The organism is Blastococcus sp. SYSU DS0973, from assembly GCF_054051055.1.
This window is the reverse complement of record NZ_JBJHAN010000005.1, coordinates 193,707-217,775: the sequence shown is the minus strand read 5'-3', so window position 1 is coordinate 217,775 and position 24,069 is coordinate 193,707. Positions and strand designations below refer to the sequence as shown.

Below are 24,069 nucleotides of genomic sequence, written 5' to 3'. Positions count from 1 at the left end.
GTCAGCTCCTCGCCATTAGCGTCTTGACGGACTGGGCGCCGACGTCGCGGAACCGGAGCACCGCGATGAACAGCAGCAGCAGCAACACCTGCGCGTAGAGCGGGTCCGACAGGGAGGTCAGGACGGCGGTGACGATGCCGGTCGCAGCCCCGGCGATCAGGGCGCCACGGACGCTGCCGATCCCGCCGATGATCGTGACCATGATGATGATCAGGATCATGTTCCAGCCGAGGGTGTAGTCGACGAACGAGAAGACCCCGATGAAGATGCCGGCCAGCCCGCCCGCGACGCCGGAGACGAACCACACCAGGACGGAGGTCCGGGTCGGGTCGATCCCGCTGGCGGCAGCCAGGTCAGCGTTGCTGGCCAGTCCGCGGATCTGCTGCCCGTAGCTCGTCTTGTACGTCAGCAGGTAGGCGCCGATGGCGATGAGGACGGCCAGGACCATCGCCCAGATCTGCACGCTCGTGACGCCGGTGCCGAACAGGGACAGGTAGGCGGGGTCACGGATGTCGAAGAGGTAGAGGTCGACGCCGAAGAACAGCCGGACGGCGTGCCTGAGCAGGAACGAGAGGCCCACCGAGAGGACGATCATCTCGATCTTGCCGACGCCGCGCCGAAGGGCCGGCCGGAAGACGATCACGTACATCAGCGCGTTCAGCGCCCCCGCCAGCAGTGCGGCGGGGACGATCGCGGCGTAGAAGTTCAGCCCGAAGATCGAGTTGAACAGGATGGCGAAGTACGCGCCCGACGTCACCGTCTCGGCGTAGGCCACGTTGATGAAGCCGTTGAGGTAGTAGATCAGCGTGAACCCGATCGCCGCGAGGATCAGCGGCGCGGCCTCGATGAGGCCGATGATCAAGGTGTCCATCGTCAGTCAGCCACCCGTCCGGCAGGCCCCCGGTCCGGGGGGCATGGCTGGGGTCCGTGCTGTCGCATCGCGCTCCTCGTCCATCGAACATCGGTGTTCGATAATCGATAGGGCGGGACCATAGCGGGCTGTGAGGGGCGCCACAAGGGTCTGCCGTTTCGGTTGCGACACGGTTCTCGGCGCCCGGCCGGCGGGGAGTCCGGTGGAGGCGTGCTCGAGCGGACCCGGCGGTCGTGCGCACGCACCAGCCTTGACGCCCGCCTGTCACCCTTCTAGGCTGCCATCGATCATCGATGATGTGTGTGTACCTGGCCGGGCCCAACCGCGTCGTTCGACTCAGGCTCCCCGTCCGTGTGGTCCGGCCTCCGGCAGCGGTGCGGTCGGGCGTGCCGTTTCATGGAGTGGTGGAGCCGGGCGGGCCGTGCTCTCTCGAGCGGAACACTGGAGGTGGCCATGTCCGGCCCCGACACCCTCACGCGCAGCGTGCTCGCCGACCAGGTGAAGGAACGCCTGCTCGAGGGAATCCTGGACGGCTCCTATCCACCGGACTCGCGCATCGTGGAGACGGCGGTGGCCAAGGAGTTCGGCACCAGCCAGGCACCGGTGCGCGAGGCCCTGCGGGGGCTGCAAGCGCTCGGGCTGGTCGAGATCACGCCGTTTCGCGGGGCACGGGTGCGCCGGCTCGACATCGGGGAGCTGCTCGAGGCCTACGTCGTCCGCTCGACCATCGAGGTGCTCGGGGCGCGCCTGGCCATGGTCAACATGACCGACGCCGACGTCGCCGCGCTGCTGGCCATCGGGAAGAACATGCGGGAGGCGGCGGACGCCGGCGACGGGCGGGCCCTGGCCATCTTCGACGCCAGCCTGCACGAGAAGTTCATGCAGCTGTCCGGGAACCGCACCCTGCTGCGCGTGTGGCGCTCGCTGGAGCCGCTGTCGCGCACCTACATCACCCTGGTCGGCCCGCACTCCGATCCGCACTGGTCGTGCGCGTTGCACGACCCGATCCTCGACGCGGTCGGCCGCCGCGACGCCGACGGGGTCGTGCGCGCGATCGAGACCCACTTCGACGAGGTCCGCGACCGGCTCGCCGGCGAGCTGACCGAGGTCGCGGAGCAGCAGGCCCGGGGCGCCGAGCCACAGGCCACCGGGACGTCCTGACTCCCGATGAGCCGGCCGACGGCCGGCGGCGGGCATCCCTGCCCGGCACAATCCCGACGACGAGGGAGACCACGTGAGGACCATCCAGCACTGGATCGACGGCGCACAGACCCGGGGGGCGTCCACCCGCGTCGCTCCGGTGTTCGACCCGGCGGCCGGCGGGCAGCAGGCGGAGGTCCTCCTGGCGGAGCAGGGTGACGTCGACCGCGCGGTCGCCGCGGCGGCTGCCGCCTTCGAGGACTGGTCCGAGTCGTCGCTGTCCCGGCGGACGGGAGTCCTCTTCGCGTTCCGCGAGATCGTCCGCCGCCGGCGCGACGAGCTGGCGGCGGCGATCACCGACGAGCACGGCAAGGTCCTCTCCGATGCCGCGGGCGAGGTGCAGCGCGGCTTGGAGGTCGTCGAGTTCGCCTGCGGGATCCCGCAGCTGCTCAAGGGCGAGTACTCCGACCAGGTCTCCACCGGCGTGGACAGCTACAGCTTCCGCCAGCCGCTGGGTGTGGTCGCCGGCATCACGCCGTTCAACTTCCCGGCGATGGTCCCCATGTGGATGTTCCCCGTGGCGATCGCCTGCGGGAACACCTTCGTGCTCAAGCCGAGCGAGCGCGACCCCTCCGCGTCGCTGCTCATCGCGGAGATGTGGGCCGAGGCGGGGCTGCCGGCCGGCGTCTTCAACGTCGTGCAGGGTGACAAGGTCGCCGTCGACGCCCTGCTGGACCACCCCGGCGTCGCCGCCGTCTCGTTCGTCGGCTCCACCCCGATCGCGCAGTACGTGCACGAGCGCGGCACCCGCGCCGGCAAGCGTGTGCAGGCGCTCGGCGGCGCGAAGAACCACGCGATCGTGCTGCCCGACGCCGACCTCGAGTTCGCCTCCGACCACCTGGCCGCCGCTGCCTACGGGTCCGCGGGGGAACGGTGCATGGCGATCTCGGCGACCATCGCCGTCGGGTCGGTCGGCGACCAGTTGATCGAGGTCCTGGACCGGCGCAGCAGGGCCGTGCGGGTCGGCCCCGGGCGGGAGCCGGGCAGCGACATGGGACCGGTCGTCACGCAGGCGTCCAAGGACCGCATCGTCTCGCTGATCACCGCGGGCGAGGAGGAGGGCGCGAAGGTCGTCGTGGACGGCCGGGACCTCGTCGTCCCCGGCCACGAGAGCGGCTTCTTCGTCGGGCCCACGCTGGTCGACCAGGTGCAGCCGGGCATGGCCGTCTACCGCGAGGAGATCTTCGGGCCGGTGCTGTCGGTGCTGCGGGCCGACACCGTCGATGACGCCATCGACCTGATCAACGCCAACCCCTACGGCAACGGGACGGCGGTCTTCACTGCCCGCGGTGGAGCGGCGCGGAAGTTCGTCCGCGGGGTCAAGGTGGGGATGATCGGGGTCAACGTGCCGGTGCCGGTGCCGATGGCCTACCACTCCTTCGGCGGGTGGAAGAACAGCCTCTTCGGTGAGCACCACGTGCACGGTCCCGACGGTGTCCGGTTCTACACGCGGGCCAAGGTCGTCACGCAGCGCTGGCCCGAGCTGGAACGGGACGCCTCGTTCGACATGCCCACCGCACGCTGAGCCGGCCGGGACGAGGAGCGACGATGACGAATCTGGTGACCGCGGTGACGACGGGGTCGGCCGCAGGTGCGGCTGACCCCGTACCGCCGCTGCTGCGCATGACGCAGGAGACCCCGACGCGGCTGTGGAACGACTCGGCGACCCCCGCCGAGCTCTCCGCGGCGATCGGCTGGGGGGCGGTCGGGGCCACCTGCAACCCCGTGATCGCGCTCGCCGCCCTCAAGAGCGACCTGCCCCGCTGGCAGCAACGCATCCGCGGCTACGCCGACGAGCACCCCACCGCCTCCGAGTCCGAGATCGGCTGGGCCATGGTGAAGGAGCTGTCGGTCGAGGCCGCCGCCCTGCTGACCGATGCCTTCGCCGAGCACCGCGGACGCAACGGCCGGCTGTCGGTCCAGACCGATCCGCGGCTGTACCGGGACGGCGCGGCGCTCGCTGCGCAGGCCGTCGAGTTCGACGCCCTGGCCCCTAACGTGATCGTGAAGATCCCCGCGACCGAGACGGGCATCCGCGCGATGGAGGAGGCCACCTACCGCGGGGTCAGCATCAACGCGACGGTGTCGTTCACCGTGCCGCAGGCGGTGGCCGTCGCCGAGGCGATCGAGCGCGGCCTGCAGCGCCGCGAGGCCGAGGGGCTCGACGTCGGTGCGATGGGGCCCGTCTGCACGATCATGGTCGGTCGACTCGACGACTGGCTGAAGGCGGTCGCCGCGCGCGACCTCGTCACCGTCGACCCGGGCGTGCTCGAGTGGGCCGGCGTCGCGGTGTTCAAGCGCGCCCACGAGATCTTCCAGGAGCGGGGCTTCCGGACCCGATTGCTGTCGGCCGCCTTCCGCAACCACATGCACTGGAGCCAGCTCGTCGGTGGCGACGTCGTCATCTCACCGCCCTTCGAGTGGCAGGTGCGGCTCAACGCCAGCGGGATCGAGCCGCGGCCGCGCATCGACGAGCCGGTCGCTCCCGACGTCCTGGACACCCTGTACGGGCGGTTCGCCGACTTCCGGCGCGCCTACGATGCCGACGGCATGGTGGCCGGCGAGTTCCAGGACTTCGGGGCCACGCGCAAGACGCTGCGCCAGTTCCTGGTCGCCTGCAACGACCTCGAGGGCGTCGTCCGCGACGTGCTCCTGCCCGACCCCGGGAAGTAGCCGGACCGCCGAGGCCCGCACCGGACCGGACCGGTGCGGGCCTCGTCGTGATCAGCCGGCCGCGGCGCCGGGCATGAGCAGGACCGGCTTCACGACCTCACCGGTCTCCGTGTCGGCCGCCGCACGGTCGATGTCGGCCAGCGGGTAGGTGGTGATCAGCCGGTCGAAGGGCAGCAGCCCCCGCCGGTGGAGCTCCCAGAGGCGGGGGATGGTCCGGCTCGGGGTGCTGTCGCCCTGCAGCACCCCGCGCACCGTCAGGCCCTTGGTCATGGCCTCGAGCATGGGGATGCCGCCGGTGACGCCGGGCGGGGCCGTGCCGACGTAGGCGCAGGTGCCCAGCGAGTCCAGCGACCGCACCGCCGCGGTCAGGACCTCGGGTACACCGGTGGTCTCGAAGGCGAAGTCCACCCCCCGGCCGCCGGTGGCGTCCCGAACGGCCTCGACCGGGTCGGCGTCCGTGGGGCTCACCAGGTGGGTGGCCCCGAACCCAGCCGCCAGCGCGAGGCGCGACGCCCGACGGTTCACCGCGACGATCGTCGTCGCGCCGCACAGCGCGGCCGCCATGATCGCGCACAGACCGACCGAGCCGGCGCCGAAGACGGCGACGGAGGAGCCGGGGGAGACCTTCAGGACGTCCAGCACGGTGCCTGCGCCGGTCTGCACACCGCAAGCAAGGGGCCCGGCGATGCGCAGGTCGACGTCGTCGGGAACCTTGACCGCGCTCCGGGCGTAGGCGACGGCCGACGTCCCGAAAGACGACTGCCCGAAGAAGTGGTCGCCGACCGGGCGGCCCCGCGCGTCGGTGGTGGCCACGGATCCGTCCGGACGGGTGCAGCGGAACTTGAGTTCGGCGATCGAGTCGCAGTACGCCGTGCGCCCCGTCCGGCAGCGCACGCACGACCCGCAGGACGGAAAGCTCAGGATGACCTTGTCGCCGGGGGCGAGATCACGGACCTCGCTCCCCGTCTCCCGCACGATCCCGGCGCCCTCGTGGCCGAGGACCGCCGGCAGCGACTCCGGCCGGGAGTCGCGCACCAGCAGATCGGTGTGGCACATGCCCGCTGACACGATGTCGACCAGGACCTCGTCCGGCCGGGGGGCCGAGAGCTCCACCGTCTCGACGGAGAACGACCCGCCGGGCTCCCGGGCGACCGCGCACGTCGCCCGGTGACCGGTGGTCACTGGGTCGCCGTGAGGCCGCCGTCGAGGGTGAGGATCTGGCCGGTCACGAAGGACGAGGCGTCGGAGCAGAAGAACAGCAGCGCGCCGACGAGGTCGTCGGTCTCGGCGATCCGGCGGAGCGGGATGCGGCTCACCAAGTTGTCGTAGAAGCCGGGGGCGGCCAGCAGCGAGGCCGCCTGCTCGGTGCGCACGAACGTCGGCGAGATGGCGTTCACCCGGATCCCGTGCTTGGCCCACTCGGTGGCGTGCTGCCGGGTGAGGGCGTCCATCGCACCCTTGGCGGCGACGTAGGCCGAGTAGCCGGCGTCGATGCCGAGCTGGCCGCGCACCGAGCTGATGTTGAGCACCGATCCACCGCGGCCACCGGCGATCATCGCCCGCGCGGCCGCCTGGGAGACCAGGAGCGCCGTCGTGAGATTGAGGTCGAGGATCCGGTCCCACTCCGTCTTCGGGTACTCCTCGGCCGGGTAGAGCGCGGTGCCGGCGCCGCCACCGATCCCGTTCACCAGGACGTCGACGCGACCGAAGGCGTCGAGCGTCTGCTGGATGGCGTCGTCCGCGGCCTCCTTGCCCGACATGTCGCCGGTGACGACCAGCGCCTCCCCGCCTGCGTTCTCGACGGCCTTGCGGGCCTCGGCCAGCCGCTCCTCCGAGCGGCCGATGATGGCCACCTTGGCGCCCACGGCTGCCAGGGCGCCGCACGTCCGGACCCCCACGCCGCCGGAGCCGCCGGCCACGACCGCGACGCGGTCGGCGAGGGTGAAGCGCTGCAGTTCGTCGATGCTGGCCTGGTTCATGGCGTGCGGAAACCTCCTGGGCGGGCGGGCGGGCGGGGGAGCGGGCGTCAGCGGACGGGAGCGCGCGTGGCGGTGAACTTGTCCCAGAGCGAGGCCGCGTTCAGCGTCTGGATGTGATCCATCATGTAGCCCTGACCGACGTCGACCGGGCCGAACTTGTCGCGGAAGTCGACCCGCTGGATCGTCTCCTCGCGGGACCAGCCCTTGGCCACCGCCTGGGCAACGGCGCTGGTCCACTCGAGCAGCACCGAGCGCTGGGTGGCCAGGTAGGCCGGCGTGGTCACCGGTCCGTGGCCGGGGACGACGGTGTCGACGTCGAGGGAAGCGATGACGTCGAGCGCGCCGACCCACTGGTCGATGTCCGACGTCATCAGCCAGGTCTGGCACTCGGAGAACACGGTGTCGCCGGTGAACACCACCCGCTCGTCGGGCACGTAGACGGCCACCTGGCCGGGGGTGTGACCGGGCGTGTGGATGAGGTGGAACGTGGTGGACCCGACCTTCATCTCGAGATCGCCGGTGAAGACCAGGTCGCCGGCGTTCGGGTCCTCGTAGTAGGTGTCACGGTCGGGGACGATGCCGGCCGCGTCGGGGTCGTCGGTCGGGATGGCCTCGAGCGCGTAGGCGAACGGGTCGAGGTCGGGCGTGACCACCATGAAGTTGTCGGCGACGCCCTTGTGGTGGACGACCTCGCCGGCACCCTTGAACCAGTAGTTGCCGAAGATGTGGTCGACGTGGTGTTCGGTGTTGACCACGAAGCGGATGGGGCCGTGCTCCTCGGCGGCCCGGCGCATCGCCACCGCCTTCGTCGGCAGCTGCGGGGTGTCGATGACCACGACACCCGCCGACGTCACGACGTAGCTGGGGTTGCAGCCACGGATATCGGTGGACGTGAAGACATGGGGCGTCACGCGTTGCACGACGGAACCTCCTGAGCACCGGCGGCCGGGCCCACCCCGGCGCCACCTCACCGGTGCAGCTGGAGCTGCGGCCTGGTCGGCGCTGACCGGTGCCCACCTATAATCGATTCTCGATGCGTTGCCTGTCAACAGGCTCGGGAATGTCGCCCCGCAAGCGACCGCAGACCGAACGAGGACCCGGCGCGCGGAGCCGTTCGCTTCGCGCGCCGGGCCCTCGTGAGCTCCGGGGAGGTCCCTCAGGGGGCCTCGGTGAGCAGCCGCATCGTCACCGTGCGATCGGTCTCGATCTCCGCCTCCAGGCCGGCGAGCCAGGCCGGCTCCCCGGGGTCCGAGCCGGCGACCGCCACCGCGCAGGCGCGCAGAACGGGGGAGTGGGTGACGGCCACGGTGACGGCGCTGTCGTCGGCGCGGTCGGCGAGGCTCCCGGCGAACGTGCGGATGCGGGCGGCGACCGCCGCGGCGTCGTCCCCCGGCGGCTCGGGGTGCCGCACCCACCACCCGACGCGGTCGGGGGCGGTGAGCCACTCGGCGAAGAACGCCACCTTGGCGACGTCGGCCTCGGTGAAGCCGGGGATCTGCGCGGCGAAGGCCTCCTCGCTGCTCACCATGTCGACGCGGACGCCGGCCAGGTACAGGTCGGGATTGCGCAGCGCGAACGCGACGCCTTCCTCGAGCACCTCGGCGCCGGCCTCCCGGGCGCCCCGCGCGACAGCTTCGGCGGTGTCGCGGGTGCGGCGGGTCTCCCCGCTGATGATCCGGACCGGGCCCTCGGTGCGTGAGGCGAGCCGGCGACCCACCTGGACGGCGGTCTGCAAGCCCTCCTCGGTGACGGGGACGTCGCCGCGGTGCGAGGTGACCTCGCCGTGGCGGAGCAGGAACAGGCGCTGGGTCATGGATGTCTCCAGGTCGGGGAACGAGCACGCCGGGGCGCCGCCTCGAGAGGCGACGTCCCGGCGTGGGACGGGCGTGGGCTCAGCCGGCGGTCGTCGCGGTGGCCGCCGGGAGACCGGCCGACTTCCGCTGCTCCCACTGCTTGGTGAACAGCTGGAACACGGCATCGGCGAACTCGGTGTCGTTGATGTTGTTCTCCATCTCGATCAGCTCGATCGAGGGGTCCAAGGTCGCGCGAATGGAGTCCAGCAGCGGCGAGACGTCCACGCCGTGCCACTGGCTGCCTTCCTTGAAGTAGTTGTCCAGGCCGTTGAGCGGCAGCGCCACCGCCTTCGGGCCGGGTGCCTGGTTGACGTGGTCGGCGATGTACTCACCGAGCCGCCGCATCTCGTCCGGGGTCGCCAGCAGGGACGTGATGTTGGGGTTGTGGATGATGATGTTGCGCTCTTCGGTGTCGAACTCCGCCGGGATCGTGTTCCGCGCACCGAAGTTGAAGCACTCGGCCGCGCCCGGCACGACGACCAGGGGGATCCCGGTGCGGACCGCCGCCTCCATCCGCTCGCAGCCCGGGTCGAAGATGCCCTTGTTCCAGTGGTTGATGATCTCCGGCAGGGTGTAGTCGATCAGGCCGTCGATGGCGCCGGTGTCGATGAGGTGCTCCATGCCCGCGCCCTCGCCGACCGCGTGGAAGGTGACGACCTCGAAGCCGCTCTCCTCCAGCTGCTCCCGGATGCGCATGACGCCCGGGGTGGTGACCCCGAACATCGAGATGGCGATGAGCGGCTTGCTGGCGTCGGCCTGCGCCTTCGTGGCCTCGTAACCGCGGGCCATGCCCGCGGCCGCGTGCGCGGCGTTGCTCAGCACCTGCTTGGAGATCCGGTTCAGCCCGGCGATGTCGGTGACCGCGTTCATCATCATCATGTCCGAGTGCCCGACGTAGGGCCGGGTGTTGTTGGACGCCATGGTGCTGACGATGAGCTTCGGCACGCCGATGCCCAGGTTCTGCAGCGCACCGCCGAGCAGGTCGCTACCTCCCGTGCCTCCGAGCCCCAGGACCGCGTCGATCTTCCCGTCGGCGCAGAGGTCGGCGACGACGGCCCGCAGGCCCTCGCTCATCTTCGTGATGGCCGCGCTGCGGCCGCCCGCGCCGCCCTCGACGCCGGCGGCGAAGTCGGCCAGGTCCACGCCGGCCCGTGCGGCCACCTCGGAGGAGGGGATGTCGGGGGTGAAGTACGGCTCTCCGAGGACGCCGCAGTCGACGACGAGCACGTCGACGTCGCTGGCGAGCAGTTCGTCTCGCACGTATGCGTACTCGGTCCCCTTGGTGTCGAGGGTGCCGGCGAGGCAGACGACGGGCTTGCGGGTCATGGTCACTCCTTCGTGACGGGAACAACAGGTCGGTGGTGCCGTCGGCGGCGGCCCTCGCGGCCCCGCCGTCCTCGCCCTGGGGGCGACGGGGTCACTGGGGGGCGGTGCCCTGGAGCGCCGTCCACACCCGCTCCGGGGTGAGCGGGAGGTCGCGGATCACCACACCGGTCGCGTCGGTGACTGCGGCACCGAGCGCGCCGGCGGTGCAGAGCAGGGCGCCCTCGCTGATGCCCTTGGAGCCGTACGGGCCGGGGCCGTCGTGGTTCTCCACGGCGGCGCTGGTCAGCTCGAGCGGTACGTCCTTGAACGTCGGGATCCGGTAGTCCAGCGCGCCGAGGTTGCGGATCCGGCCGTGCTCGTCGAGCAGCAGCTGCTCCATCTGGCTGTGGCCCAGGCCCATGATCGCGGCACCCTCGTCCTGGGAGACGACCTGCAGCGGGTTGAGCTCGGTGCCGACGTCGCTGACCGTCACGTGCCGGGTCAGCAGCAGCTCGCCGGTCTCGCGGTCGACCTCGACCTCGATCGCCGTGGCGTTGAACTCGTAGAAGGCCGCGTCGCCGCCGAGCGGGTGCTTGCCCTTGCCGCGCAGCCGCCGGGTGCCCTGACCGATGAACTCGCCGCGCAGCGAGCCGAGCGCCTGGCGCGCCGCCTCCGGGAGGCCCAGCTCCCCATCGGGGGTGACCAGCACGCCGGGACGTTCGCCGAGCGCGTCGGTGGGCAGGTCCATGGACTCGGCGTACAGCTCCAGCACCCGCCGGCGCACGTCCTTGCAGGCCTCGAGCACGGCGGAGCCCATGAACACCGTCGACCGGCTCGCCGAGGTCTGCAGGTCGAACGGGACGGTGCCGGTGTCGCCGCTGACGACCGAGACCCGGTCGAGCTCCGTCCCGAGCTCGTCGGCGACGATCTGCTGCCACAGGGTCCGGGCGCCCTGGCCCATGTCGGAGGTGCCCGCGTAGACGATCGCGCTGCCGTCGCACAGCAGCCGCACCAGGCTCTGCGAGAGACCCGAGGTCGCCCCGGGCTTGATGCCCACCGCGATGCCCCGGCCACGGTTCGGCGGCAGCGGCGTGCCCCAGCCGATCAGCTCGGCGGCCTTCTCCAGGCTCTGCCGCCACTCGCCGTCGGCCTCGGCGGCGGACTCGCCGCGCACGAAAGCCTCACCCTTGGCGACCAGGTTCCGCCGCCGGATCTCCAGGCCGTCGAGCCCCAGCTCCCGGGCGCCGGCGTCGAGCTGCGACTCCAGCGCCCACGAGACCTGCGGGCTGCCGAAGCCGCGGAAGGCGGTGCTCGGCGTCGTGTTCGTCATGACGGCGCGGGCGTCGATCCGCACGCCGGGGATGCGGTACGGCCCGGCCGCGACGTAGCTGCCCTTGCCCATGACGCGGGGCGCGACGTCGGCGTAGGCGCCGATCTGGAAGTCGGCCTCCACCCGGTGGAAGGTGAGCTCGCCGTCGGAGGTGAAGCCGGTCCGGGCGGTCATCCGGCAGCCGGCGCGCCGCATGCTCTGGAAGGTCTCCTCCAGCGACAGCACGATCCGGCAGGTCCGCCGGGTGCGCAGGGCGAGGAAGGCGATGAGCGGCTCCAGCTTGGGGTTCTGCTTGCCGCCGAAGCCGCCGCCGGGGTCGGGCGCGAAGACGCGCACCTGGTTCAGGGGCAGCCCCATGACCGAGGAGATGGTCCGTTGCAGCAGGTAGGGGTGCTGGACGGGCGAGTAGACGTCGAGGCCGCCCTGGTCGGTGGGGACGACGACGGTGCCGCCCGGCTCGATCGGGAAGTGCGTGACCATCGGGAAGGTGTAGGTGTTCTCGACGACGACGTCCGCGCGCGCCTCCTCCGCGTCGACGTCGCCCCAGGCGTAGTGCGCGTCCTCGAGCACGTTGGTGTCGGCGAGGGCGTGGCCCGGGCGGATCGAGGGATCCTGCACGAGGTGCGCGTCGGGGGCGAGCGCCGCCTCGAGCGAGTAGACGCCCGGCAGCTCCTGGTAGTCGACCACCACGGCGCGCGCGGCGGCCTGGGCCGCGTCCAGGGTCTCGGCGACCACCGCCGCCACGGGTTCGCCGTGGTAGTTCACCCGGCCGTCGGCGAGCACGGGGCGGTCGGTGTGCGAGACGCCGAACCGTGGCACCGGCGAGGGCAGCTCCGCTGCGGTCACCACGTCCACCACGCCGGGGATCGCCCGGGCGGCGGTCACGTCGATGGCGGTCACGTCGGCGCAGCCGACCGGCACCGTCACCAGGGCCACCTGCAGGGCGCCGGGGAAGCGCAGGTCGGCGACGAACTGCTGGGCGCCGGAGGTGCGGGCGTCCCCGCCGTAGCGGAGCACGGGGCGGCCGACCTGCCCGCGGGGGTAGATGTCCGACGGCTCGCCGAGGGCGTCGCGCTGCTCGATGGCTCGTTCCGGGGCCGTGGTCACTTCGCCGCCCCCCGCCGGACGGCGGTGGCCTGCACCGCGCGCACGATCCGCTGGTAGCCGGCGCAGCGGCACAGATTGCCTGCCAGGGCCTCGCGGATCTCGCCCTCGTCGGGCGACGGGTTGGTCCGGAGCAGGTACTCCGCCGAGACGACCTGCCCGGGGATGCAGAAGCCGCACTGGACGGCGCCGGCGTTGAGGAACTCTTCCTGCAGGTCGGTCAGCCCGTCGGCGGACAGCCCCTCGACGGTGGTGACCTCGTGTCCCTCGGCCTCGACGCACAGGACGAGGCAGGAGTTCACCGCCTTGCCGTCCAGCAGCACGGTGCACGCGCCGCACTCGCCCTCGGCGCAGCAGCTCTTGCTGCCCGGCAGCCCGACCTCCTCGCGGAGCCCGTCCAGCAGGGTGCGGTGCGTGGGGACGGCGACCGTCCGCTCGCTGCCGTTCACCCTCAGGGTGACCGTCTGCAGCTCGTCGTCGCCGAGGTGGCTGTGCAGGGGGGTGCTTGTCATGAGGCCATCTCCCTGGGGTTGCGGCGGGCCGCCGCGGCGAGGACGGCGCGCCGGGTGAGGACGCGGAGCGTGGCGAGCCGGTACTCGCGGCTGCCCCGGACGTCGGTGATCGGGGTCGCGACCGACACCAGCCGGTCGATGGCTTGCTCGAGGGCCGCCTCGTCGGCGAGGTCGACCGGACCGGGCACCCCGGTGCGCAGCGGCCGGGGCCCTACCGCGCCCATGCCGAGCACCAGCGCGCCGTCCGCGCCCACTCCGGCGGCCACGCTCACCGTGGCGAGGTCCACCCCGCGTCGCCGGGTGAGCCGGCGGAATGCCGAGCCGGAACCTGGGGCGGGCCTGGGCAGCCGGATCGAGGTCACCAGCTCACCGGGGCCGCACAACGTGCGTCGGGGACCGAGGAAGAACTCGTCGAGCGATGCGTTGCGGTCCCCGTCCAGCGACGCGATCGTCACCTGCGCCCCGTGCACGAGCAGCGGGGGAGCGGTGTCGGCCGCGGGGGAGGCGTTGCACGAGTTGGCGACCAGGCTGGCCCGGTTGCGGATGGCCACCGAGCCCACGGTGAGCGACGCCTCCACCAGCGCCGGGTACCACTCCTGCACGACCGGATGAGCGACCAGCTCACCCAGGGTGCACGTCGCGCCGAACTGCACGCCGTCGTCGGTGACGACGATCGGTTCGGGCAGGTCGGCCACGGCCTTGAGGTCGACCAGGAGATCCGGTTCGACCGTGTGGTGCCGGAGCCCGACCAGCAGGTCGGTGCCGCCCACGAGGGGCCGTGCCCGCTCGCCGCCCTCGGCGAGCGCGGCGAGCGCGGCGGCCCGGGTGGTCGGCCGGTAGTACTTCGGCATCGTTGCCGTCCTTTCCGGTCTCGACCGGTCAGGGGTGGATGATGATCTTGATGGCGCCGCTGGATCGGTCGTTGAAGACGGCGAGCGCCTCCTCGTACTGCGACAGCGGGAAGCTGTGGGTGATGAGCTCGCCGACGCGCATCCGGCCGTTGGCCACGAACGGCATCACCCGGCGCATCTCGCCGGCCGAGGCGCGCGAGCCGACCAGTTCCAGTTCGTCGAGCACCAGGGACTGCATGCGCAGGGCGACGTCCTCGGTGGGGATGCCGACCATGGCGCAGCGGCCGCCCCGTCGCAGCATCGCCATGGCCCAGGTGAGGGTGTCCGGCACGCCGGCGCACTCGAGGACCACGTCGGCACCCAGGCCGCCGGTCAGCTCGCGCACCGCGGCCACCGGGTCGCCGGCGTTGGTGTCGACCGTCTCGAAGCCCATGGCCGCAGCCTTCTCGAGGCGGTGGCCACGGCCGACCACGACCACGCGGGCGGCGCCGCAGATGAAGGCCGCGTCACCGGCCAGCAGTCCGATCGCGCCCGCGCCGGTGACCACGACGGTGTCCCCGGCCTGGATGTTGCCGCGGCGTGCCACGTGCAGGGCGATGCTGGCCGGGTCGACGACCGCGCCCTCGTCGAAGGACACCTCGTCGGGCAGCCGGAAGATGCACTTGACGTCGTGGACGGCGTAGGTGGCGTCGACGCCCTGGACGTTGTGCCCGTACTGCGCGTGCAGGCCGGGCTTGCCGTAGTTCTCGCAGATGTTGTAGTGCCCTTCGACGCACTTCTGGCAGACCCCGCAGGCGTTGTGGCTCGTCCCGGCGACGCGGTCGCCGATCTTCCAGCCGAACGCGTCGGCGCCGGGGCCCAGCGCCACGATCTCGCCGGCCCACTCGTGTCCGGGGGTGAAGGGGAAGGCCGGCGGCCAGAAGCCCGGGTAGTCACCGCGGATCAGATGGGCGTCGGTGCCGCAGATGGAGGTCGCCCGGACCCGGGCGAGGACCTCGTTGGGGCCCGGCTCGGGGACGGGCTTCTCCTGGATCTCCAGGACACTGGGCTCCAGGACTACGAGGGCCTGCATCGTCTCGGTCATTCGGTCTCCAGGTGGTTCGTCAGAGGAGCGGGCCCGACGGTGAGGCCGGTCCACTCGGAGCAGCTCCACCGATTATCGAAACTAGGGCCCACGCCGATCGCAGTCAAGGACTCTCGATAATCGACAGGCCGGTCGTGGACCACCGGCCCGGGTGGCGACGTCAGGCGCCGGTGCCGACCGCGCGCGCCTCGGCCGGCTTCCCCAGGGTGGCGGGGAAATGCAGCCGGAGCAGCTCGCTGACCGAGAGCTGGTGGGCCCGGGCGGCCTCGGCCGCACCGTCGGCGTCCCGGGCGCGCAGGGCGTCGAGGATCGGCCGGTGTTCCAGGACGATCCCCCGGACGTCGACATCCGGGAGCGTCAGGGTGATGAACGTCCGGGCGAAGGGTGCCAAGTGCTCGAAGGCCCGGACCACGGCGGCGTTCTCCGACGCCTCGGCGATCAGGTGGTGGAACCGGACGTCGGCCTCGGTGACGCCGGAGAAGTTGCCGTCGTCCAGGCGCATCAGCATGAGGTCGACCAGGCCCCCGAGGGCCTCCAGGGCGCTGTCGGTGATGTGCTCTGCCGCGAGCCGGGCGGCGAGGGCGTCGATCTCCGCCCGCACGAGGCTGACGTCGACGAGCTCCTTCGCGCTGGGCAGGCGCACCCGCGCCCCACGGCGCGGGTGGATCGTCACGATCCCGAGGGCGGCGAGCTCGCGCAGTCCTTCGCGGACGGGTGACTGGCTCAAGCCCAGTTCCTTGGCGAGCTTGAATTCGACGATCCGCTCACCCGGCTGGTAGTGGCCCCGGATGATCCGGTCGAGCACGAGGCGCTTCACCGTCGCCGACAGCAGCTCACCGCCGATGTCCTGGCCGGGCTGGCTCTCGCTCATGGCAGGGGATCCCCGATCCTCAGCGGGACGTGGCGTCACGCAGGTCGAGGCGCCGCCGCGCCTCCTCCGGGGAGGCGATGTCGCGGTGGAGGAGCCGCGCGAGGGCCGTGATCCGCTCCACCTGCGCGGCGTTGGACTCCGCGAGCTTGCCGGGTCCGTCCCACAGCGAGTCCTCGAGACCGACGCGGGCGTTGCCGCCGAGAGACAGGGCGATCGCCCCGAGCCGCATCTGCCCCGAGCCCGCGCCGAGCACCGACCACTCGAACTCGTCGCCGAACAACCGCTGCGCCGTGCGTCGCATGTGGGCGAGGTCCTCGAGGTCGTTGCCCGTGCCGCCGAGCAGGCCGAACACGGTCTGGACGAACAGCGGGGGCCTGACGAGGCCGCGGTCGAGCATGTTCGCGAGGTTGTACAGGTGCGAGGTGTCGTAGCACTCGAACTCGAACCGGGTGCCCTGGTCGCCGCACAGCTTGAGGATGCGCTCGATGTCGGCGTAGGTGTTCTTGAAGACGACGTCCTTGTTCCCCAGGTGCTTCCGCTCCCACTCGTGCTGGAAGGTGGGGTAGCGGTCGAGCATCGGGAAGAGCCCGAAGTTCATCGACCCCATGTTGAGCGAGGCCAGCTCGGGAGCCAGGGCGACGGCCGGCGCGATCCGCTCGTCCACCGTCATGTGCGGGCTGCCGCCGGTGGTGAGGTTGATGACGACGTCGGAGCCGTCCTTGACGATCGCCAGGACCTCCTTGAACAGGGCTGGGTCCTGCACCGGATGGCCGTCCTGCGGGTCGCGCACGTGGAGGTGCACGATCGCCGCGCCGGCCGCCGCCGCCCCGAGCGCCGCGTCGGCGATCTGCTCCGGGGTCACCGGCAGGGCCGGGGACATCGTCGGTGTGTGGATCGCGCCGGTCGGGGCGCAGGTGATGATCGCCGACGTCGCTTGCTTGGCCATGGGGCCCTCCCGCTAGACTCGTTCTCTCGATTATCGAGCGTAGCGGCACCTGGCGGTGCTTGGGAACACGCACGGGGAGGCGAAGATGTCGGCGAGCGGCTCCGGGACTCACCCCTCCCCGCTGATCGTGGTGGCTCCTGACAAGTTCAAGGGCTCCGTCGACGCCGTCGGTGCGGCTGCCGCACTGGCCCGCGGACTCCGGCGCCGGCTGCCCGGTGTCCGGGTGGTGGAGCACCCGATCGCCGACGGCGGCGAGGGATCGGTGGAGATGGTCCTGGCGCACGGGTTCCGGCGCGTGTCGCGCGAGGTGAGCGGCCCGACGGGGAGGCCCGTCACGGCGACGTATGCGCTGCGCGGAGAGACCGCACTGGTGGAGATGGCCGCGGCCGCGGGTATCGGCCGGCTGCCCGAGGGGGGGCCGGACGACCGCACCGCGCGCACGGCCTCCACCTACGGCGTCGGGGAACTCGTCCGCGACGCGCTGGACCGGGGAGCCCGCCGGATCGTGCTCGCCGTCGGAGGCAGCGCCACGACCGACGGCGGGGCGGGCATGGTGGTAGCGCTGGGCGCTCGCACGTGGACGGCGTCCGGACAGCTGTGGCCCCGGGGCGGGGCCGACCTGCTGGACGTCGTCCGGCTCGACCTCGACGGTCTGGACCCGCGCCTGGCCGGCGCGACCGTCACGGTGGCCTGTGACGTCGACAACCCGCTGACCGGACCGTCCGGGGCGGCGGCCGTGTACGGCCCGCAGAAGGGCGCGACCGCGGAGACCGTCGCGCTGCTCGACCGGGCACTGGCGCACTGGGCGGACGTGGTGGCCGCCGCGACCGGACGCGACCTGCGCGACCTCCCGGGGGCGGGCGCTGCCGGCGGTCTCGGCTTCGGTGCCGCGTCACTCCTCGGAGCCGAGGTGCGTTCGGGTGTCGACACGCTGCTGGACCTGAGCGGCTTCTCCGGCACTCTCGCCGGCGCCGATCTGGTGATCGTGGGCGAGGGCTCGCTGGACGAGCAGAGCCTGCACGGCAAGGGCCCGATCGGCGTGGCCGCCGCTGCAGGACGGGCCGGGGCCCGCGTCGTCGCCGTGGCCGGGCGCAGCACCGTCGCGCTCGACCGGTTGCGCGAGCTCGGGATCGACGACGTCCACACCCTTGCCCAGCTCGAACCCGATCTCGAGCGGAGCATGCGGCACGCGACCGACCTGCTCGAGACGACCGCCGAACGGATCGCAGCCGGATGGCTGCGCGACAGATCTGAGAGGACTCCGACGACATGACCCACGAGGCCGACCACACCGCCCCCGTCGACCCGGAGCGCGGCCCCGCCGCGCGGCAGCGGCCGGAGGACCTGCTCGCGGCCCTGGCCCTGCCGACCCGCGGTACCACCTACTCCCTCGCGCTGCCCCGCTACACCGGCATGCCGCTGTTCGGGGCGCACCCGCCCTTCGACGTGAGCATGTACCGCACGCCCGGCGGCCTGCGGGGCGACGGCATCCGGCCCTGGGGCCCGCGCAACGAGGTCAACCTCGGCTACATGGCCGAGATCGTCAGCGGTACCTCGCACAGCGGCGCGCACGTGGACGCGCTGGCCCACATGACCATCGGTGACGACGACCACTGGTACGGCGGGGGCAACGCCCGCGAGCACCTGGGCGACCGCGGGCCCAAGCTGGGCGACGGGGCCAAGCTGCCGCCGTTCATCACCCGCGGCGTGCTCCTCGACGTGCCGGCCTTCCGCGGGATCGAGGCGCTCCCGGCGCACGAGCCCGTGGGCGCCGACGAGCTGAAGGCCGTGGCCGAGCACCAGGGCGTGGCCGTCCGAGCGGGAGACGTCGTCCTGATCCGCTCCGGCTATCTCAGCCAGTGGCCCGACCCCGAGGGTCTGGCCCGTCACGTCACGGCCGGCCCCGACATCAGCGCGGCGCGCTGGCTGCTGGAGCAGGGGGTGGTCGCGGTGGGCAGTGACACCGAGACGTTCGAGGTCCAGCCCGCGCCGGACCCGGGCACGCCCGCCAACCCGCAGCCGGTGCACACGCTGCTGCTCATCGAGAACGCCATCTACCTGTTCGAGTCGGTGTACCTCGAGGAGATCTCCCGCGAACGGGTCTACGAGTTCCTCTTCGTGGCCTTGCCGCTGAAGATCGAGGGCGCTACCGGCTCCATGCTCGATCCTGTCGCCATCGTCTGAGTGCCCGACCGGCCCGTTCCGCGGCGGACCGTGCTCGTCCTGCCGGCGCACCGGGACGCCGCGACGCAGCGCTGGACGACGGCGCCGACGATCACGGCCGCCCGGCCGGGACGACACGCACGCGGAGAGGAGCGCTCCGGACGTGCGCTCGCGACCTGGCCTTCCGCGGGTGAGCCAGCTGCTGCGGTTCGCCTGGACGGAGGCGCGGCGCTGCCTGTTCCAGGACCGGGGCGGGCCGGCCCGCGACGTCGGGTCAGGCTCCGCAGCGCGGCACGTCGGCGGCGTCGAGTGCCCGCTCCGGGAGGTCGGCGCGGAAGGCGTCGCGCACCCGCGCGGAGCCGGCCGCCCGCCAGTCGACGAGGCCCCCGACCGCCGGCTCGTGCTTGGCCCACTCGAGCCAGTTGACCATCGCCAGCCGCGGCAGACGCTCGGCCAGTTGCGGATCGAACACCTGCCGCCACCAGGCCTGCTTCACGGCCAGCTCGTCGGCGGCGCCGCCGTCCGGCGCGAAGAACGCCGCCGTCTCGGGCACGGCCACCGGCTTGCCGTACCGCTCCCCGTAGGCGTCGTAGAAGTCCGGCAGCCCACGGTCGTCCCCGCCCCGGCCGGCGTAGGTGCCGGTCAGCTGGCCCAGGAACTCTCCCTGCTCCGGCACCTCGTTCTCCCCCCACGGGTACGCATCGCCCCAGTGGTGGAGCGACATCCCGACCCAGTCGACGGCGTCCTCGCCCGGCCAGTACGGGGCGTACGGGTCGTCGGCTGCCGACAGCCCGCCGTCGCCGTCGGTGTCGAGCACCGCGACATCGCCGGCGGAGGCGGCGTGGGCGCCCCCGGTGAACGGGTAACCGCCGCCGTAGTTCGGCGCCCGCATCACCGCCGAGCCCGGCGCCCCGCCGTGCACCGCGCCGGTGACCCGCCGGAACGCCTCGACGTAGGCGGCCGGCTGCTGCCCCCACGGGTACCAGGAGCCGTTCATCTCGTGGGCGAACCGGACGACGACGGGCACTCCGCGGCCGTTGTAGCCGGCCAGCCGTTCGGCCAGGTCCGCGGCCACGTCGTCGGTGACGGCGGCCAGGCCGTCGTGCGGCTCCAGGGTGAGCAGCAGCAGGCCGCCGTCGGCCCGCAGCTGCTCGACCGCGGCATCCAGGTGGCGCGCGTCGGCGGGGGAGAGGGGGAAGCCGGTGAACGAGACGGCGACCGCGGGCCGCGAGCCCAGCACCGCGGCGTACTCAGCCAGCGACTGCGCGCCCCAGTCGGGGTTCACCCCCAGGTAGATCCCGTCGCCGGCGCCCGGCCGGCCGAGCCCGGCCGTCGCGCACGCCGGGTCGGCCGCGGTGCCGGTGCTCCCGCCGGCGGTGCCGCAGGCAGAGGTGCCCAGCAGGGCGGTGACGGTCAGGGCCAGTCGTCGCACCCGTTCTCCATCGGCCGGGGAGCGCCCGCGGTGCAGTCCGCAGCCCGGTGGGCTGCCCAGTTCGGGCCAGGGCCCGCCACGGGCGAGCCGGCGGGCGACCGGACGCGGCGCCGAGGCTGGACGGCGCGGCGCCGGGGGAGCAGGCTCGACCCATGACCGAAAACCGCTTCGCCGTGGACCTCGACGAGTTGCAGGCCGGCGTCCGGGTCGAGCGCGCCGACCAGGTCGCCGTGCATCCGGTGCCCGGCCCGCCGCCGGGCACCGGGGGGAGCACCGACCGGCAGCCGTTCGCCGACGGAGCGGGCGGCGACGCCGACGGCGAGTGACCGGGAACGGCAGCGGCGCCCCGAGGCGGGTCAGCCCCGGTCGTCCTTCTTCAGCCAGCCGTAGGCGGCGGTGGCCAGGAACAGGGCCACGCCGACGAGGAGCAGCCAGAACAGCCCCTCGATCACCGCGCCGATGATCGAGAGCACGAGCCACACGACCAGGAGGAGTCCGATCAGGCGCAGCAGCACGGCGAACTCCGGGGGAGACGGGGCGGGCTCGCCCACCCTAGGGCCCGGCGGCGCGGCCGGGTCGTGAGCGGTGCTCGGCCCGGGAACGCCGGTCCGGCCGTCGCGGACGGCGCCGTCGTCGGAAAGGATGCGGCAATGCCCTACTCCGCAGCCGACGACCGCTACGACTCCATGACCTACCGCCGCACCGGGCGCAGCGGCCTGGACCTGCCGGTGATCAGCCTGGGCCTCTGGCACAACTTCGGGGACGACGTCCCCTTCGACCGGCAGCGGGACATCCTCCGCCGGGCCTTCGACCTCGGCATCACGCACATCGACCTGGCGAACAACTACGGGCCGCCCTACGGCAGCGCGGAGACCAACTTCGGCCGGCACCTGGCCGACGACCTCCGGCCCTACCGCGACGAGCTCGTCATCAGCACGAAGGCCGGCTACGACATGTGGCCCGGCCCGTACGGCCAGGGCGGTGGCTCGCGCAAGTACCTGCTGTCGAGCCTGGACCAGTCGCTCACCCGGATGGGCCTGGAGTACGTCGACATCTTCTACTCCCACCGGCCCGACCCCGCGACGCCGCTCGAGGAGACGATGGGGGCGCTGGACACCGCGGTCCGCTCGGGCAAGGCGCTGTACGCCGGCATCTCGTCCTACTCGCCCGAGGACACCGCGAGGGCGGCCGCGATCCTGGCCGACCTGGGGACCCCGCTGCTGATCCACCAGCCCTCGTACTCCATGCTCAACCGCTGGATCGAGCGCGACGGGCTGCTGGACACCCTCGCCGACGTGGGCGCGGGCTGCATCGCGTTCTCCCCGCTGGCGCAGGGGATGCTCACCGACAAGTACCTCGGCGGCGTCCCGGAGGGCTCGCGGGCCAGCCAGGGCAAGTCGCTGTCCCCGGACCTCCTGACCGAGGACGCGCTCGGCCACGTCCGTGCGCTGGACGAGATCGCGCGGGGCCGCGGTCAGAGCCTCGCCCAGATGGCGCTCGCCTGGGCGCTGCGGGACGAGCGGGTGACCACGGTGCTGGTGGGCGCCAGCAGCGTCGGTCAGCTGGAGCAGAACGTGGGGGCGCTGGCCACGCTGGAGTTCGCCGACGACGAGCTGGCCGCGATCGACCAGCACGCCGTCGACAGCGGCATCGACCTGTGGGAAGGCCCGCGCACCGGCGCCTGACCAGGGCGGGGCCGGGATCGATCGCGTCTCACCCCTCCGGGGGGTGCGTGGGGCGGCCCGCGATGTCGATGCATCCGGGGTGAGCATCGAGCGGGCCGGCCTCGGCCGCCCCACAGAAACGCGCGACGCCGTCCCCGCGCCGGAGAGCGCGCTGCGGCTGGCCGTCGTCCGGACCGTCGCCGTCGCCGCCGTCCTGGCCACCGCCGGGTACCTGACCTGGCGGCTGGTCGCGACTGTGCCCGAGGGCCCGGCGCTGTGGCTCGGCGTGCCCTTCCTGGCGCTGGAGCTCTACGGCGGCGTCGCCCTGGTGCTGTTCGTGATGACGACCTGGAACGTCGCGCCGGCGACCGTGCCCCCGCCCCGGCCCGGCCCGGCGCCGTCGGTGACCGTGCTCGTCGCCACCTGCGACGAGCACCTCGACGTGCTGCTGCCCACCGTCGCCGCCTGCCTGGGCATGGAGGGCGACCACGAGACCTGGGTGCTGGACGACGGGAACCGGCTCGAGGTGGAGGAGATGGTCACCGCCCTCGGCGCCCGCTACGTCAGCCGGCCCGAGCACGACCACGCCAAGGCCGGCAACCTCAACCACGCGCTGGCCCTGGTGCGCACCGAACTGGTGGCCGTCCTCGACGCCGACCACGTGCCGGATCCGGATTTCCTCAGCCGCACGGTGCCCTACTTCGCCGACGAGCGGCTGGCGCTGGTGCAGACGCCGCAGCACTTCTACAACACCAGCTCCTTCGAGCACCTGCGCCCGGGCGTGGACCTGCACGAGGAGTCGCTGTTCTACCGGGTGATCCAGGCCGGCAAGCACCACGCCGGCGCCGCCTTCTGGTGCGGCACCAACGCGGTCCTGCGCGTCGGTGCGCTGCGGGAGATCGGCGGGGTGGCGACGGAGTCGCTCACCGAGGACCTGCACACCACGATGAAGCTGCACCGCGCCGGCTGGCGCAGCACGTACCACAACGAGGTGCTCGCCCGCGGTCTCGCGGCCGGCAGCCCGGACGCGTTCTACGCCCAGCGTCGCCGGTGGGGCCGGGGTGCGATGCAGGTGCTGCGGCACGACAACCCGCTCACCGCCACGGGGCTGACCCTGCGTCAGCGGCTGGCCTACCTGTACTCGCTGCTGGCGTGGTTCGACTCGTGGCGCACCCTGGGGCTGGCCCTGGTCCCGGTGACGGCCCTGGTCACCGGGCTGTTCCCGGTCGAGGCGCCGCCGCTTCAGTTCGCGGTCATGGCGGGTGTGCCGTTCCTGCTCCAGCAGGTGGCGCTCACGCGGCTGGCCCGCGGGTTCGCCCCGGCGCGGTTCGCGCTGCTGTTCGAGGTGGTCCGCCTGCCCTCCAACCTGGCCGCGACCCTGTCGCTGGTGCTGCGGGGCGCCGGACGGTTCGCGGTGACCGCCAAGGGGCGGACCGGCGAGGACCGGATCCGCGCCCGGGTGCCCGCGCTGCTCTGGGTGCTGGCCGGCGTGCTGGCCGGCAGCCTGCTGTACACGCTCGCGAGCGTCGCCGGGTGGACGCCGACCGCCCACCGGCTGGGCGGCGCCACCCTCGTGCCGGTGTTCTGGGTGGCGACCACCCTCGGGTTCGTCGTGGCCGGGATCCGCCGGATCCGCGACCCCCGCTTCGCGGCTGAACGCCGCGACGGTCACCGGTTCCCCGCGGCACTGCCCGCCGTGGTGGACGGCGCGCCGGCCCGGCTGGTCGACGTCTCCTTGGGTGGCGCGCAGGTGCGCGTCCGCGGGACCGGCGCGTCGGTCGGCGACGAGGTGGAGCTGGCCGTCCGGGTGCCCGACCGCGCCGGGCACGTCGTCTTCCGCGCCACCGTGCGCTCCCGGGCCGACGACGTGCACCGCGTGCAGTTCGTGGGGCGGCAGTGGGCCGAGCTGGCCGCGCTGTCGGCCACCGCCTTCGGGGCCGGTGCGGCCCGCTGGGCGGCCACCCTGGTCACCCCGCTCACCGCCCCCGAACCGACGGCGACCGGAGCGAGGATCCTCGCTGCCCGTGCCCACCCCGAGGCCGTCGCGGCGGCGATGCGCAGCCCCTTCGTCGCCGCCGGTCGGCGGACCGGCGGCGGGAACACGCAGCACGTCCCGCGGAGCACGCCCGAGCCGGCGCGCACCCTGACCGCCGTGGAGAGCTGAGCGCCGTCCCGGTCGACGGCCGGTGGGGGAAGCGGGCAGGCTGGGCGCCTGACCACTTCCGGGAAGG

General features: G+C 72.8%; 22 protein-coding genes. 8 read left to right on the top strand and 14 right to left on the bottom strand.

The features are described 5' to 3' along the window. Window position 1 precedes the first annotated feature (1 nt). On the bottom strand, window positions 2-871 hold the full coding sequence (locus ACI791_RS11205; RefSeq protein ID WP_456586131.1) for a branched-chain amino acid ABC transporter permease: 870 nt from the start codon (window positions 869-871) through the stop codon (window positions 2-4). A gap of 453 nt (window positions 872-1,324) precedes the next feature. On the opposite strand from ACI791_RS11205, the gene ACI791_RS11200 reads away from it, so the two are divergent. The 3 genes from ACI791_RS11200 (at window position 1,325) to ACI791_RS11190 (ending at window position 4,744) form a co-directional block, all read left to right on the top strand. Then, entirely contained in the window at window positions 1,325-2,032 is a 708-nt protein-coding gene (locus ACI791_RS11200; RefSeq protein ID WP_456586130.1) for a GntR family transcriptional regulator, read from the top strand. A gap of 73 nt (window positions 2,033-2,105) precedes the next feature. Further along, window positions 2,106-3,596: a CoA-acylating methylmalonate-semialdehyde dehydrogenase gene (locus ACI791_RS11195; protein WP_456586129.1), complete on the top strand. Its 1,491-nt coding sequence runs from the start codon at window positions 2,106-2,108 to the stop codon at window positions 3,594-3,596. A 23-nt stretch (window positions 3,597-3,619) separates the two neighbouring features. After that, window positions 3,620-4,744, top strand: a complete 1,125-nt coding sequence (locus ACI791_RS11190) for a transaldolase family protein (protein ID WP_456586128.1) — start codon at window positions 3,620-3,622, stop codon at window positions 4,742-4,744. A 51-nt stretch (window positions 4,745-4,795) separates the two neighbouring features. On the opposite strand, the gene ACI791_RS11185 is transcribed toward ACI791_RS11190, so the two are convergent. The 11 genes from ACI791_RS11185 to ACI791_RS11135 all read right to left on the bottom strand — a co-directional run bounded on the left by ACI791_RS11185 (window position 4,796) and on the right by ACI791_RS11135 (window position 16,579). After that, window positions 4,796-5,926, bottom strand: a complete 1,131-nt coding sequence (locus tag ACI791_RS11185) for an NAD(P)-dependent alcohol dehydrogenase (protein WP_456586127.1) — start codon at window positions 5,924-5,926, stop codon at window positions 4,796-4,798. Further along, on the bottom strand, window positions 5,923-6,723 hold the full coding sequence (locus tag ACI791_RS11180; RefSeq protein WP_456586126.1) for an SDR family NAD(P)-dependent oxidoreductase: 801 nt from the start codon (window positions 6,721-6,723) through the stop codon (window positions 5,923-5,925). Before ACI791_RS11180 ends, ACI791_RS11185 begins: the two co-directional genes overlap by 4 nt. A 47-nt stretch (window positions 6,724-6,770) precedes the next feature. Next, the gene (locus ACI791_RS11175; RefSeq protein WP_456586125.1) at window positions 6,771-7,643 is read right to left on the bottom strand and encodes an MBL fold metallo-hydrolase; all 873 of its coding nucleotides are present in this window, start codon (window positions 7,641-7,643) and stop codon (window positions 6,771-6,773) included. A 236-nt stretch (window positions 7,644-7,879) separates the two neighbouring features. Beyond that, complete coding sequence (locus ACI791_RS11170; protein WP_456586124.1) at window positions 7,880-8,536, bottom strand: histidine phosphatase family protein; 657 nt, start codon at window positions 8,534-8,536, stop codon at window positions 7,880-7,882. A 79-nt stretch (window positions 8,537-8,615) separates the two neighbouring features. Then, window positions 8,616-9,902, bottom strand: coding sequence for a Tm-1-like ATP-binding domain-containing protein (locus ACI791_RS11165; protein WP_456586123.1), 1,287 nt, complete (start codon window positions 9,900-9,902; stop codon window positions 8,616-8,618). Window positions 9,903-9,993: 91 nt separating this feature from the next. Continuing rightward, complete coding sequence (locus ACI791_RS11160) at window positions 9,994-12,318, bottom strand: xanthine dehydrogenase family protein molybdopterin-binding subunit (RefSeq protein ID WP_456586122.1); 2,325 nt, start codon at window positions 12,316-12,318, stop codon at window positions 9,994-9,996. Next, a complete protein-coding gene (locus ACI791_RS11155; RefSeq protein ID WP_456586121.1) occupies window positions 12,315-12,827 on the bottom strand; it encodes a (2Fe-2S)-binding protein in 513 nt (170 codons plus the stop codon). Before ACI791_RS11155 ends, ACI791_RS11160 begins: the two co-directional genes overlap by 4 nt. Further along, window positions 12,824-13,678: an FAD binding domain-containing protein gene (locus ACI791_RS11150; protein WP_456586120.1), complete on the bottom strand. Its 855-nt coding sequence runs from the start codon at window positions 13,676-13,678 to the stop codon at window positions 12,824-12,826. Before ACI791_RS11150 ends, ACI791_RS11155 begins: the two co-directional genes overlap by 4 nt. A gap of 28 nt (window positions 13,679-13,706) precedes the next feature. Then, entirely contained in the window at window positions 13,707-14,762 is a 1,056-nt protein-coding gene (locus tag ACI791_RS11145) for a zinc-dependent alcohol dehydrogenase (RefSeq protein WP_456586119.1), read from the bottom strand. Window positions 14,763-14,922: 160 nt separating this feature from the next. Then, window positions 14,923-15,633 carry a GntR family transcriptional regulator gene (locus ACI791_RS11140; RefSeq protein WP_456586118.1) on the bottom strand — a complete coding sequence of 237 codons (711 nt, stop codon included), beginning with the start codon at window positions 15,631-15,633 and terminating at the stop codon, window positions 14,923-14,925. 19 nt (window positions 15,634-15,652) lie between these two features. Further along, the gene (locus ACI791_RS11135; RefSeq protein WP_456586117.1) at window positions 15,653-16,579 is read right to left on the bottom strand and encodes a 3-keto-5-aminohexanoate cleavage protein; all 927 of its coding nucleotides are present in this window, start codon (window positions 16,577-16,579) and stop codon (window positions 15,653-15,655) included. Window positions 16,580-16,709: 130 nt separating this feature from the next. Here ACI791_RS11135 and ACI791_RS11130 point away from each other — a divergent pair, with 130 nt between their 5' ends. After that, a complete protein-coding gene (locus ACI791_RS11130; protein WP_456586116.1) occupies window positions 16,710-17,852 on the top strand; it encodes a glycerate kinase in 1,143 nt (380 codons plus the stop codon). Then, window positions 17,849-18,763, top strand: coding sequence for a cyclase family protein (locus ACI791_RS11125; protein WP_456586115.1), 915 nt, complete (start codon window positions 17,849-17,851; stop codon window positions 18,761-18,763). The genes ACI791_RS11130 and ACI791_RS11125 overlap by 4 nt, the downstream gene beginning before the upstream one ends. A gap of 253 nt (window positions 18,764-19,016) precedes the next feature. Here the strand turns inward: ACI791_RS11125 and ACI791_RS11120 are convergent, their stop codons facing one another. Beyond that, entirely contained in the window at window positions 19,017-20,174 is a 1,158-nt protein-coding gene (locus tag ACI791_RS11120; protein WP_456586114.1) for a glycoside hydrolase family 26 protein, read from the bottom strand. 152 nt (window positions 20,175-20,326) lie between these two features. On the opposite strand from ACI791_RS11120, the gene ACI791_RS11115 reads away from it, so the two are divergent. Next, window positions 20,327-20,500, top strand: a complete 174-nt coding sequence (locus ACI791_RS11115) for a hypothetical protein (protein ID WP_456586113.1) — start codon at window positions 20,327-20,329, stop codon at window positions 20,498-20,500. Window positions 20,501-20,530: 30 nt separating this feature from the next. Here ACI791_RS11115 and ACI791_RS11110 read toward each other — a convergent pair whose 3' ends face one another. Further along, on the bottom strand, window positions 20,531-20,689 hold the full coding sequence (locus ACI791_RS11110; protein ID WP_456586112.1) for a hypothetical protein: 159 nt from the start codon (window positions 20,687-20,689) through the stop codon (window positions 20,531-20,533). A 135-nt stretch (window positions 20,690-20,824) separates the two neighbouring features. Between ACI791_RS11110 and mgrA the strand changes: the two genes are divergently transcribed. Both mgrA and ACI791_RS11100 read left to right on the top strand, forming a co-directional pair. Beyond that, window positions 20,825-21,859, top strand: a complete 1,035-nt coding sequence (gene mgrA / locus ACI791_RS11105; RefSeq protein WP_456586111.1) for an L-glyceraldehyde 3-phosphate reductase — start codon at window positions 20,825-20,827, stop codon at window positions 21,857-21,859. Window positions 21,860-21,938: 79 nt separating this feature from the next. Further along, window positions 21,939-24,002: a glycosyltransferase gene (locus ACI791_RS11100; protein WP_456586110.1), complete on the top strand. Its 2,064-nt coding sequence runs from the start codon at window positions 21,939-21,941 to the stop codon at window positions 24,000-24,002. The last annotated feature ends 67 nt before the right edge of the window (window positions 24,003-24,069 follow it).